Annotated in this window: 8 protein-coding genes and 1 tRNA gene; 5 read left to right on the forward strand and 4 right to left on the reverse strand. The window is 66.7% G+C overall.

Going from position 1 to position 12946, the window contains the following annotated elements; all coding sequences use genetic code 11:
- Window positions 1–17 precede the first annotated feature (17 nt).
- From Poly30_RS21050 to Poly30_RS21060, 3 genes are all read right to left on the reverse strand, one after another.
- Entirely contained in the window at window positions 18–1550 is a 1533-nt protein-coding gene (locus Poly30_RS21050; protein WP_145201948.1) for a hypothetical protein, read from the reverse strand.
- Between the two features lie 202 nt (window positions 1551–1752).
- Window positions 1753–4230 (reverse strand): hypothetical protein, encoded by a 2478-nt coding sequence (locus tag Poly30_RS21055; protein ID WP_145201951.1) that lies wholly within the window; start codon window positions 4228–4230, stop codon window positions 1753–1755.
- A gap of 24 nt (window positions 4231–4254) precedes the next feature.
- Entirely contained in the window at window positions 4255–6216 is a 1962-nt protein-coding gene (locus Poly30_RS21060) for a sulfatase-like hydrolase/transferase (protein WP_145201954.1), read from the reverse strand.
- Window positions 6217–6457: 241 nt separating this feature from the next.
- On the opposite strand from Poly30_RS21060, the gene Poly30_RS21065 reads away from it, so the two are divergent.
- The 5 genes from Poly30_RS21065 (at window position 6458) to Poly30_RS21085 (ending at window position 12366) form a co-directional block, all read left to right on the forward strand.
- Window positions 6458–6547: transfer RNA gene (locus Poly30_RS21065), tRNA-Ser, on the forward strand.
- The gene (locus tag Poly30_RS21070; RefSeq protein WP_145201956.1) at window positions 6520–7134 is read left to right on the forward strand and encodes a PEGA domain-containing protein; all 615 of its coding nucleotides are present in this window, start codon (window positions 6520–6522) and stop codon (window positions 7132–7134) included. The genes Poly30_RS21065 and Poly30_RS21070 overlap by 28 nt, the downstream gene beginning before the upstream one ends.
- Before the next feature lie 51 nt (window positions 7135–7185).
- Complete coding sequence (gene murD, locus Poly30_RS21075; RefSeq protein ID WP_419190448.1) at window positions 7186–8628, forward strand: UDP-N-acetylmuramoyl-L-alanine--D-glutamate ligase; 1443 nt, start codon at window positions 7186–7188, stop codon at window positions 8626–8628.
- Between the two features lie 302 nt (window positions 8629–8930).
- Window positions 8931–9518, forward strand: coding sequence for a UvrB/UvrC motif-containing protein (locus Poly30_RS21080; protein WP_145201962.1), 588 nt, complete (start codon window positions 8931–8933; stop codon window positions 9516–9518).
- A gap of 310 nt (window positions 9519–9828) precedes the next feature.
- A complete protein-coding gene (locus Poly30_RS21085; protein ID WP_145201965.1) occupies window positions 9829–12366 on the forward strand; it encodes an ATP-dependent Clp protease ATP-binding subunit in 2538 nt (845 codons plus the stop codon).
- A gap of 155 nt (window positions 12367–12521) precedes the next feature.
- Here Poly30_RS21085 and Poly30_RS21090 read toward each other — a convergent pair whose 3' ends face one another.
- On the reverse strand, window positions 12522–12920 hold the full coding sequence (locus Poly30_RS21090; RefSeq protein WP_145201968.1) for a hypothetical protein: 399 nt from the start codon (window positions 12918–12920) through the stop codon (window positions 12522–12524).
- Window positions 12921–12946 lie beyond the last annotated feature (26 nt).

Here is a 12946-nt window from a genome sequence, read left to right on the forward strand (position 1 = left end):
GCGGAAACCGCGGGCGATCAGATCTTCGACAGCCAGGTCAGGAAGCTGCCTTCGAGGTCATCATCCTCTTCAGGATCCGCCGCCGTCAGCGGCTTCCCGTAGATCTCCTCGATGGTCTTCTCCAGCGCTCCGTCCGTGGGCTCCGCCTGGGCCAGCTTGATCAAGAGATCCGCGAACGCTTTCTCGCCCTTCTTCTTCGACATGGCTTCGGTCTGCAGCCAGTAGGCGAAGGCCGTGCGATAAGCGCGGAACATCTCTTGGGCGTCGCCGAAGTAGGCGTCGGGAATGATGAGGTTACGCTCCGCCGCCAGCGACCCGAGGAACGGCGCCTTCAGGTACATGCTGTCGTTCTCGTCTTCGTTCTTGATCTCGAAGAACTCGTTCCTGGCGTTGCGCTTGCCCTTGGCCTCCGACTCACCGGCCGACTGCGACATCTGGAGACCCACGAGGTAGTGATCCGCCCCGTGTCCGGCACGCCAGCGGCTGTCCGCCATCAGCGGCGGCAGGATCCCGCCGTCCGGGTTTCCGCCCGGAACGAAGACCTCGCGCGCTTCCGTGCGGCGCGAATTGAGGTCCCCGTCGACCCGCGTGTTGCACTCACCGAAGACGTCGATCACGAGGTTCACGGCGAACGCGCCGGCCAGCGAAGGCGGGATCTTCGAACCGTAGAGGTTGTCGAGCATCGCGACCGCGGACAGCTGGGAGATCTGCTGGGCCATGCCCGTCGACGTCCGCGAATTCATGCTGACGCCACCGAACGCGCCCGAGGTCGAGCTTCCCAGCTCGGCGAACTCCAGCGCCACGACCGTGAGGTCGTTGCAGTAGGTGTTCGTCCAGTCGAGCACATCGTTGCTGTGGTAGATGTACTCCTGGTCCGGGTACAGAAGTCCGAACGAGCTCAGCAACTCGAGGAACTCGCGGCGATCGGGCGCGAGCAGGATCGGCTCGACGAGTTCACCTTGGCGCTCGAGGCCCAGGGCCTCGCCACTCGCCATGTACTTTCCGAAGCGCTCCTGCGCCTCCAGGACCTTGTCACTCGGCGGCATGAGCGCCGTGATCTCACCGCGGCCGTCCTTGTCCACGCCCGCGACCGCTTCCTTGCGCAGGGACTTGAGGTAGCTCTTCAGGGTGGCCATGTCCTTCTTGGCCTGGGCATGGCCCGGTGCCTTGTCACCGAGCCACTTCAGGAACGCGGCCTGGGTATCGAGCAGCGCGTGGCCGAGCTGGATGAAATGGTCGGCCTTCTCCCTGTCCTCCGACGCGTGCTTGGAGATTCCGAGATCGAAGATTCCGAGTCGCAGCGTGAGGAAGGACCGCTCCAGAAGGTCTTCGGGCGTGATCTCCTCCAGGGGCTTGTCGGCGAGGCCAGCGCGCTCGATGACGTTCATCCCGAGCGCCTTGAAGTCGACGTCGTACTTGGACTTGTCATCCGGTCGGCTGGCAAAGCCGGAAACGGATGCGCCGGACGAAGAAGCGAAGGCGGACAGACCGGTCAGCGATAGCGCGAGCGCAGCGCCGCAGGCGAGCGCACTTTGTAGGCGGTTGGGCATGGTGGGAGAGACAGACGTGGCGAGTCGATGGGCTGAAAGTGGAGATCAGCACCGGTGGGCCGGGGAGCCGTGCGCTTCTTAGTGCGAATCTCAGGAGGAGGTACGCTCGGGGAGACGGCTTTCCTGTAACGAAAGGGAAAAATTGGTGGTTTCGGGGACCCTGAGGTGGCCCAGAGACGTCGCGGCTGCCGCGATGCAGAGCTCAGTGGACCAGGACGGTCCGGCCGGTCTCGACCGCCGCGGGCGGAATGCTGACCACCGCACGTGAACCGTCGATAAAGACCTCGAGGGAAAGCACCGGCGACGCCTCCACCAGGCTGTCCGGTGACGCATACGGGACGCGGAGCGTGAGCGGACCGACCTGGCCCGGAACCGCGGTCGCCGAGGCCTGCCAGCGCACCTGGGTTCCGTCCTCGCCCTGCAAGGTCGCCACCACCTGGAGGGACCTCGCCCCCACGGCCTCCAGATACGCGCCCTCGACGCGCCTGTAGAGTTCGATCGTTCCCCAGGCCCCGTTCGACGCGGCCGCCACCAGCGACAGAAAGCCCGGAGCGGGAAGCGGCGCCAAACCCGATCCGTCCCGAAGGAGCCGCGCCGCCATCGTTTCTCGCCAGTACGCGGGGTCGGTCATGATCGGTACATCGAGGGCCGCCGCCATGGCCGCGCGGTTGCGATCCCCGTCGATCAGCACGTACTCGACGCCGCGCCGCACGAGGATTTCCTCCGCGGCCTCAGGATCCGTCTCGGTGAAGAACCGCCAGGGGTCGAGGAAGGCGTCCTCGCCCACGTATAGCCCGAAGTTCGTCGCGACGGTCGCGAGGCCCGCGCGCCACTCGATCGAATGGCCGAGGTCCCAGTGGGCCAGCACGCCCGGTCGCGGCGCTTCGGGTCGCGGGACCGCGGAGTCCGCGTTCGAGCCGAGTTGCGCGCATTGATTCTCCAGGAACGCTGCCAGCGCCGCCTCCGCCTTCGAGACCCGAAGCGTGTTGGGGAAGGCGAACCCTCCGGCGGCCGCATTCGCGCGATAGAGCCACGTGTTCCGAATCGTCCAGGGATGCAACGCAGCGCCGAGCAGAGCTGCCACGAGGACCGCCACGCCGCCGCGTCGGAGCCAGGACGCGCCTGCTGCACCGCGGGCGACCCACGCCCCCACCATGCTGCCGAACCCGATGCCGAGACAGATCGAAAGCGGACCCGCCAGCGACTCGGCGAACCTGCGCTGAAGAAGAGCCGCGACCGCGCAGAAGGGCAGCGTGAACACGAACGGCAGGAGGCTCGGCTGGTGCCGGACCGCGAAGAGCCAGCCGAACCAGACGACCGGAGCCACCAGCACGCCGACGCCGCAGTACTTCAGGATCGGCGCGAGCCCGTCTCCAGGAACGAGCGGCCGCGACTCGTTGATGGACGACATGAAAGAGTTGCTCGCGGACGCCCAGCTGAAGGCGCCGGTGAGCGAGTGGCCGACTGGCGTCAGGGCCAGGACGGCCGCTGAGAGCAGGAAGGCGGGACCGAGCGCGACGAGTCGGTTCTTCACCGCCGTCTGCGGCATCAGCGCGTAGGGCGCGAAGACGAGCCAGCCTGCGCTGAGCCACGCGAGGTGCAGCCACGAGAGCTCGACGAGGCTCCAGGGTGCGAGGTCCGAGAACGGACTTTCGATCACGCAGGGCACCACGCCGAGGAGCGCCGCCTTGTGGAACGACGTCGCGAAGATCGGGAGGCCGCGGGCGGAGAAGCGGCGGCCATCGGCGGCACGGAACGGCACCAGCAGACGGATGACCATGGCGAGCTGCACGAGCGCGACCCAGAGGATCGAGGCCGTCCACGAGGTGATCATCGCGGCGGCGAAGAGGCCCGCGCCGGTGCCACGCGCTGCGCTCCAGAACGGCTGAACGATGCGCTCGTGATCGAAGGCCCGCGCGGTCAGCCCCAGCATGGCGACGTGCAGGAGCGAGATGAACGCGTGATGGTCGCCGTTGCCGAGGTGTGAGTAGCGCACGTGACCGTAGGTCAACGCGAGAGAAACGCCCGCGAACGCAGCCGCTGCCAGCCCCGCAGCGCCGAGGCTCGGACCGGAAGGATCGCGACCGGCCTCCAGGCTCCGCTGGCCGGAGAGTCGGCGCGCGCGCCCGGCGGCGATGAGCGCCACGAGCATGGCCGTCAGCGCGCCGAGTACGCTCGGGACACTGGCGACGAAGCGCTCGATCCGATTCTTCTCCGGCTGACCGAGCGGCGGCTCCGGCGGATGCTCTTTCGGATGCATGAGGGCATCCGGCGAGGGAATGGAACGCCTGTACACCGCCGTCAGCAGAAGATCGTAGAAGGGCGGCCAGGGGATCGGAACGCCGAGCGCGGGGTCGACGTAGGTCCGCAGCTCGCGGGGGTCGCCACCGTCACCGCCTGGAGCGGACCGGTCGAATTCGGCGCCATGGGCCAGCAGCGGATCGTAGGACTCGATCCAGCCGTGATCGCGCACGCCGCGGGCGACTCGGCGCGCGTGATAGAGCGTGTCCGGGTCGTAGGAGCCCCAATCCTCGGAGGCCACAGAGCCCTCGACAGAGCGACTGAATCCCACGGCGTTCTCGACCCGTATCCAGTACGCGAAGAGCCCGACCAGCAGCACCAGCAGCACGCGCCCCACCGCCTGGAACGATGCGCGCCGTTCCCCTTCAGCGGACGACATGAGGCGAACAGTCTAACGGGCGGATCAGTGCGGCACGTCGAGGAAGCGGACACACTCGACCGCCATCTGCTCGAGCGCCTTCCGCTCGGCGCGGCAGCGCGCCGCCAGGTCCATCAAAGGGTTCCACTGGCGGTCGTAGCAGTCGATCTCTTCGACCCAACCGCCGAGGCCGGGCGCGGAGAGCGGCAGATCGAAGATCCCCGAATCCGTCCAGAGCCCGATGTCGCTCCAGCCTGCGACGACGCGTTCACGCTGCTCGACCGGATTCAGGAGGTCCATGCCGAGGCTGTAGTCCGCGCGGATCGACGGATCAGCTCCGAGCAGCTCCAGGAGCGTGTTCGAAACGTCGAGGTGCGACGTCGGGCGCGTCTCCAGGCCGGGATCGATCCCGGGGCCACGGAACAGGAACGGAACCTGGACCTGTTCCGGCGAGAAGCTGGAGGTGTGGCCCCAGAATCCGCACTCGAAGAACTCCTCGCCGTGATCGCCCGTGACGATCATGTAGGTGTTGTCCGCCTCGCCCGAGCGCTCGAGCGCCTCGAGGAAGCGCCCCGCCGAAGCATCGGCGTGATGCACCGAGTTCATGTACGTGTTGCGCACGCGAAGCTGGAGATCGCGGAGCTCGGGCCCCTTCGTGGTGCGGCCGAGCTGGATGTAGTCGAGTTCCTTCACCGACGGCTGGTACGGGCCGCCGGGGTTGGTGTAGGGCTGGTGCGGCGCGTCGAGCAGCACGAACGTGAAGAAGGGACGATCGTCGTGGCGGGCCTCGCGGGTCTCCAGCCAGCCTTCGAACGCCTCGCTGAGCAGCTCGTCCTTTTCCCACGCGACCATCTCGGGCGGGAACTCGTCGACGATGTTCGCCTCGGGCACGGTCGACCACGCGGTATCGCGGAACTCGGGGAAGTTCATCGACGCGCTGGAGAACACGCGCACGTCGTAACCTTCTTCCTGCAGCGCCTCGATCATCACGGGCGCGCGACGCTCGGCGAGCATCGGGAACCAGTACGAGCCGTGGAGCCCGTACATCATCGTGAAGAGGCCATAGCGCGTCCCGTTGCCGCCGGAGAGGTGATCGTCGAACACGCGCGCGTCCTTGGAGAACGCATGGATGTTCGGCGTCAGCTCGGGCGTGTACATGTCCCGTCGCCAGGAATCGAGCACGCAGATGAAGACGTTGCGGCGCGGCGCATCGGCGGCGAGCTTCGGATGCTCGTGCGGCCAGTTCACCTTCGCGTTCTCCGGGAGGAGATCGAGTTCGGGCGGGCGGGGCTCGCTCGGCTCCAGGAAGGGCTCGAGGACCTGGCCGAGGCGCACGCGCGGAACGACGGGGATCGGCTGGATCGCGCGCAGGGCCTCACGGTTCTGGGCGACGTCGGCGGCCGCGCTGACCGTCTGGCTGAAGAGAAGAGACGGGAGGAAGCCGACGAGCACGACGGTTCGCGGCCTGAGGAGGAAGTGCGGCCGCTCGCCTTCCGCTTCCAGGCGCTGGACTCGACGCACGAAATAGATCGCGCAGGCGGTCTGGGCCAGCGTGATCGCCGTGATCACGAGCGCAGCGGTCGTCCAGATGTAGCCGCCGAGGATGATCGAGTCGCCGCTGCCCTCGGTGAACGCGACGTTGAGGACCGCGCTATCGAAGAAGTGATAGCGCAGCAGCCGGTAGACGATCGTGTCCGTGTAGAGGACCGCGAGAAACCAGGCCCCGGCGAGACCAGCGAGGAAGCAGGCCACGCGCCAGTGTTTCACCCATCTCAGGATGCCGAAGTAGATGGCGCCCGGGATCAGCGCCAGGACCGCCACCGAGGAGACGAGCGCCAGGGACACGTACACCCTGATCCACGGTGCCCGGTCGGCCGGCGCGTCGAAGAACCAGAGGGAGCCGACGAGGGTGCCGGCCAGAACGTTCAGCAGCCAAAGCCGAAAGAGACCCTGGGCCAGGGCGGGCCGGGTCGGCGCTGGGGAGGCTGGTTCTTGTTGACGGAACATGGCAGGAAGGGACTCGGGGCAGTTGACGCCCTATTGTGACGATCTTGAAGGGGGCTTGACGACCTCCAGGGCCGAGTTCTACGTCACATAACCGTCATCCTTCGCGATCCGAGTCAGACTTTGGCGCGATCCCCGGGGATGAGTGGGCGTCGCCGGCGACCTTTCGCACCCCGTGGATGAGAAAAGTTGGGCTCCCCCCTGGGCAGAGGCCTCCCTGCATCGCTATCCTTCCCGCCCGCGCGGAGAGGTGGCAGAGTGGCCGAATGCGCCGCCTTGCTAAGGCGGTGAGCCCTCACGGGTTCCGTGGGTTCGAATCCCACCCTCTCCGCCATTCTTTTTCTCGGGGTCGATGCCCCGACCCGGGTGAAGATGCCGCCGACCCAGCAGGAGACTCAGCAGGAGACCCAGCAAATGGCGAGGCTACTTGACGTCAGCCGCTGCCGGGCGTTGGGAACCCTGGTGCTCCTGGCGCTCCCTGTCCTCGCTTCGTGTCGAGGCGATCGCCTTCTGCTCATCGAGTCGGTGCCCCCCGGGGCCACGGTCCGGCTGGACGACAAGGTCATCGGTCGGACGCCGCTGGAGATCGACTTCGAGAACTACGGCCAACGCCGGCTCTCGCTCTACAAGGAGACCTACCGAACCTACTCCGAGCCGCTGGTGATCCGCGCTCCCTGGTGGGCTCGGTTTCCCGTCGATCTTCTGACCGAAGTCCTCCTCCCCCTGGGACTCGACGACGTGCGCAGCGAGCGGATCGTCCTCGTGCCCGACGCCGGGGAGGTCGTGGCGACCGTGGCGACCCAGGAGTTCATCGACCATGCCCTGCGGGCGAGAAAGGGCGACGAACTCCAGGGCGTTCCCCTAGCGGGTGAATCCCCCGTCGACGCAGACGCCGAAGCTGCCGTCGTGGACGGCCCGTGAAGTGCAGTGAGAAGAGCCCTTCGGGATGAGCCTGATTGGACCGGGAAGTCGGTGACGATCATGGGCCTCGGGCTCTTCGGAGGAGGGCTCGGAGCCGCCTCTTTCGCCCTCCGAAAGGGCGCGAGGGTCACGGTCACGGACCAGCGCGACGCCGAGACTCTTCGCGATGCCGTGGAGGCTCTGCGGGCGCTGCCAGGGTCGGAGCGCGTTCATCTGGTGCTGGGCGAACACCGCGAAGAGGACTTCCGCAGCGCTGACATCGTCATCGTGAATCCTGCCGTGCCGCCGAAGGCGCCGTTCATCGGCATGGCGCGGGAGGGTGGCGCGCGCGTGACGACGGCGATCGAGCTCCTGCTCGGCGGACTCGGCTGCCGCGTGGTCGCCGTGACCGGCACCCATGGAAAATCGTCGACGGTCCACTTCACCGCGCATCTCCTGCGTGCCGCGCTCGGGCCCGACGTACGCGTCGCGCTGGGCGGGAACATCGGCGGCTCGCTCCTCGGCGAGCTGGAGTCCTTCGGGCCGGACGACGTCGTGGTCCTCGAGCTCTCCTCCTACCAGCTCGAGCACCTCAGCGAGTCGTTCGTCGCCGAGGCCGCGCGGACGCGCGTGCTGGACGTCGCCGCGATCACGACGCTCGGCGTCGATCATCTCGCGCGCCATGGAACGATCGAGAACTACCACGCGGCGAAGCGGCGGATCGGCGAACTCACGGGACAGCTCGGACCCGATCCGGGAACCGTGATCGTGCCCGCTGCCACGGCGGGCAGCTTCACGGGCGTTCAGCGCCTCATCTTGCACGACGAGGAGTCGTCGGGACCCCCGAGCTGGAGACGCACGGCGACCGAAGCCCTCCGCGTACCAGGGGCCTTCCAGAGGGAGAACCTCGGGCTCGCGCTGCGGATCGGGTCGGCCCTGGGCGCGGACGAGACGGCGATGGCGCAGGCGATCCCTGGATTGACGGGTCTGCCCCATCGGATGGAACGACTGACGGAGATGACGACGCTGCGTGACGGTCGGGTGCTCCTCGTGCACGACAACGGCGTCTCGACGACGCCGGAGTCGACCGTTTCCGCGCTGGAGAGCCTGGGTTCGCCAGCCGGAGAGCGGGTGGTCCTGGTCGGAGGGCAGGCGAAGGAGGGCTGTGATATGGCGGCGCTCGTGAGGACCGCGGCGCGCCTCGACTGGGAGATCGTGCCGTTCGGCGCGGCAGCCCGGGAGATCGCGGAGGCCGGCAGACTCGCGGGGGCTCGACTTCGGGGTCCAGGGGCGGCCGGTGACGGCCAGAAAGGAGACGCCTGGCCTGCGGGCGCAGAAGCAGCGGTCGACGCCGCCCTGGAAAGCTCCTCCAGCGGCCCTGCGGCCGCCGCCTGCGTGGGCCTGGCGCCGCTTAACGTGCTCTTTTCACCGGCCTGCGCCAGCTTCGATCGCTATCCGAACTTCAGCGCGCGGGCCGAGGCATTCCGTCGCGCCATGGCCGCACATCTCGCCTGACGAGCCGAATTCGAGTGCGGGGAAAACTCACCGCCCACCGAACGCCCGCAATCGAAGGATTGACCAAGACCGAACTTACGTCTACATAAGGTCCTGCGCGTTCTGGCCCGGTCGGCTGGCTAGCGCGCCATCAAGTCATACGTCACCGAACCCGATTCCTGGCACGCCCAGGACTCTCCCGGACCTCGCGCCAGTCGACGGCCGCGAACCGTGCCGCCCGCGAGCAGTACCCAGAGGGACCACACCTCGATCTGCCGGCCGGCGCCCTGGAGAGCCTGAGCGCTGCAATTCCCCTAGTGTCCATGCTGTGCCAGCGCTGCCAGAACGCCCAGGCCACCGTCCATATCGACGAGGTGACCACCTTCAAGGGGGCAGGACATCCGGGGAACGAGGTCGACGAGCATCACCTCTGCGAACAGTGCGCACAGGAAGCTGAGATCCCCCATATCGCCGTTCAACAGAAGACCATGGACGAAGTCTGGAAGCTCCTTCAGATGTCTGCGATGAAAGCGCCGAAGAAAGAGGCCCCGAAGAAGACGCTGACATGTGTGGGCTGTGGGACGACCCTCGAGCAGCTTCGACGAAAGGGACGCGTGGGCTGCCAGACCTGCTACACGACTTTTGCCCAGTACCTCCAGGGGCTGCTCGAGCGGATGCACGGCTCGACGCACCATGTCGGGAGGCTTCCCGGAGTGGACAACGAGGAACTCGAGCGCCAGCGACAGATCGAGGCCGCCCAGGCCGACCTGGAGCGCGCGATCTCGGAAGAGAAGTTCGAGCGCGCCGCCGAGCTGCGGGATCAGCTCAATCTGCTGACGCGATCGGCCAACGCCCCGTCGAAGGCCGCGTCTTCCAGCCGAGAAGACGACAGCGCATCGGCGACCTCCTGAGCAGATCAGCAACTTCCTACGCGATCGGGAACTCCCGAAGGCTTGGGGAAGGAAAAAAGCTCTCGCTCCGTAAGATGCGCCCCTCTGTCAGCGCCCCCAGGGCCGCTCGGCGCTGATCTCGTCGGCATACGCCAAGCCGGGGTCAACTCCTTTGCCTTGAAGGCCGATGGATGAGAGACCACAAGCTTCCTGCGCGTTCGGACCTGTTCCGTGCGCGGCACACGGCACCGCACGCCCGGGAAATTCCTTCCCGGAACTCCGCCTCTGACGGCCTCACGGCAGAAGAGGCTCCACGAATCCCCACTTATCTATGTTCGATCGCTTCACAGATCGCGCCAAGAAGGTCATGAACCTCGCTCGCCAGGAGGCGCAGCGGTTCAACCACGAGTACCTCGGCACCGAGCACATCCTGCTCGGCCTCGTCCAGGAAGGTAGCGGTGTGGCCGCCAACGTCCTGAAGAACATGGGGATCGATCTGAACAAGATCCGCATGGAGGTCGAGAAGATCGTCAAGACCGGCCCCTCGATGGTGACGATGGGCCAGCTGCCCTTCACGCCGCGGGCCAAGAAGGTGCTGGAGCTTTCCATGGAGGAAGCCGGCAACCTCGGGCACAACTACATCGGCACCGAGCACCTGCTGCTCGGCCTCATCAAGGAGAACGAGGGCATCGCTGCCCAGGTGCTCCTGAACCTCGGCGTCAAGCTGGAGGACGTTCGCGAGGAGGTTCTCGACTTCCTCGGCGCCGACTCCGGTGACGAGGACGATGACGACACGACCGTGGGCGAGGAGAGCCCGAGCGGGCAAGCCTCGAACTCGAAGTCCAAGACCCCCGCCCTCGACAGCTTCGGCCGTGACCTCACCGAACTCGCCAGCGAAGGCAAGCTCGACGCGGTCATCGGGCGCGAGAACGAGATCGAGCGGGTCGTCCAGATCCTCTCCCGCCGCACGAAGAACAACCCCGTGCTCCTCGGGGAGCCGGGCGTGGGTAAGACGGCGATCGTCGAAGGTCTCGCCCAGCAGATCATCGACAACACCGTGCCCGAGATTCTCCGGGGCAAGCGCATCGTCGTGCTCGACCTCGCGCTCATGGTGGCAGGCACCAAGTACCGCGGTCAGTTCGAGGAACGCATCAAGGCCGTCATGACCGAGGTGCGACGCGTGAAGGACGTCGTCCTCTTCATCGACGAGCTGCATACGCTCGTGGGCGCAGGTGGTGCTGAAGGCGCGATCGACGCTTCGAACGTGCTGAAGCCCGCGCTGAGCCGCGGAGAGATCCAGTGTATAGGCGCCACGACGCTCGACGAGTATCGCAAGCACATCGAGAAGGACGGCGCGCTCGAGCGTCGCTTCCAGTCGGTGGCCGTCGAGCCGCCGACCCCCGAGCAGGCCGTCGCGATCCTCAAGGGACTGCGCGACCGCTACGAGGCGCACCACCGCGTCACGTTCTCGGACGAGGCGCTGGAGATGGCGGTCGAGCTTTCGGTCCGCTACATCAACAACCGCTTCCTGCCGGACAAGGCCATCGACGTGATGGACGAGGCCGGAGCGCGCGTGCGGATCCGTTCGATGGTTCCGCCGCCCGACCTGCGCGAGATCAGCCAGCAGATCGACAAGCTGGACCTGGAGAAGGACGAGGCCGTCGCCGGCCAGGACTTCGAGCGCGCGGCTCAGCTGCGTGACCAGGCGTACCAGCTCAAGAAGAAGAAAGAGACGATCCAGGAAGAGTGGCGCTCCGAGCAGCAGGAGAAGGAAAGCGTCGGCGAGGTCGACGTGGACGTGATCCAGGAGACCGTGTCGAAGATGACCGGCATCCCGCTCACGCGACTCGAGAAAGCCGAGGCCGAACGACTCCTCCAGATGGAGGACGAGCTGGGCAAGATCGTCATCAACCAGGACGACGCCATCAAGGCGATCGCCCGGTCGGTGCGTCGCTCGCGCTCGGGTCTCAAGGATCCGCGCCGCCCCATGGGTACGTTCCTGTTCCTGGGCCCGTCCGGTGTCGGCAAGACCTACACCTGCAAGCAGCTCGCGAAGTTCATGTTCGGCGACGAAGACGCCGTCATCACCATGGACATGAGCGAGTACATGGAGAAGCACAACGCCTCCCGCCTCGTCGGCGCGCCTCCGGGCTACGTCGGCTACGAGGAGGGCGGCCAGCTGACCGAGAAGGTGCGTCGTCGCCCCTACGCGGTCGTGCTCCTCGACGAGATCGAGAAGGCTCACCCGGACGTGTTCAACATGCTCCTCCAGATCATGGAAGAGGGCCGGTTGACCGACTCGTTCGGCCGCCACGTGGACTTCAAGAACGTCATCCTCATCATGACGAGCAACCTTGGCTCGCACACGATGAAGGCGGGCTCCCAGCTCGGCTTCGGCCGCTTCGACCAGGCCTCGTCCGACCAGGGCGACCGCCGGAAGAAGATGAAGTCCGACGTGATGGTCGAGGTCGAGCGCCACTTCCGTCCCGAGTTCTTGAACCGAGTCGATGAAGCGATCGTCTTCAACCCGCTGACGAACGAGGACCTCAAGCGAATCGTTCACCTGCAGCTCGCGGAAGTCCGCGGCCGCCTGGCGGACCACGACATCACGATCGACCTCACGCCCGCCGCCTTCGAGTTCCTCATCCAGAAGGGGTTCCACGAGGACTACGGCGCGAGGCCGCTTCGCCGCGCCATCGAACGCTTCATCGAGGACCCGCTCGCCGAGCAGCTCCTTCGGGGCAAGTTCGAGGAGCAGAAGAAGGTCTGGATCGATCGCGACGACACGATGAACGACGGCGAGGGCGGCCTGGCCTTCCTCGACGAAGCCCCCATCGTGCGCGAGGCCATGAAGGCCGCGAACGACTGATCAGGTCTTCGACAGCTCGACTGTTCCCAAAGACGCCCCGGCATTCCGCAAGGAATGCCGGGGCGTTCTGCTTTCCGCCCCGCCAGAGACTCGGGCGTCGGGCGTCGGGCTTTCGACGCCCCCCCCACGCCCGCGCTCTGCGGAACAAGGAGCGATCAGAAGGGATCTTCGCCCATGGCAGGAACGACGATCAGAACGAGGAAGACCGACAGCGCTGTCCCCGCGATGAACAGCGTCGGACGGAGCCAGCACTTTCGCCAGCCAAGCCAGGCCACGTAGGTCTCCACCATCGGGCCCGCGAAGTAGAGCAGGTTCGCGAGCACCGCGCCTTCCCCGATGAGGAAGAGCCCCCTCCCCCGATCGGGCGGAGGGTAGTGGAGCCAAAGCCCCAGGGTGAGCGCGCCGAGGATCGCGACGTAGAGGAGCCGCAGCTTCTCCCAGGCGAGGAACGTGGGGCGCGCCAGGGCGAGCAGGCCGGGGAGGGTATCGGGCTCAGCGACCGGCGCCGGGGAAGGTTTCTCTGGTAGGCGGACAGAAGGCTGCGCAGGGTCCATCCACCGAGGATAGCGAGCGATCCGCG

This window comes from Saltatorellus ferox, assembly GCA_007751475.1.
GTDB lineage: Bacteria > Planctomycetota > UBA1135 > UBA1135.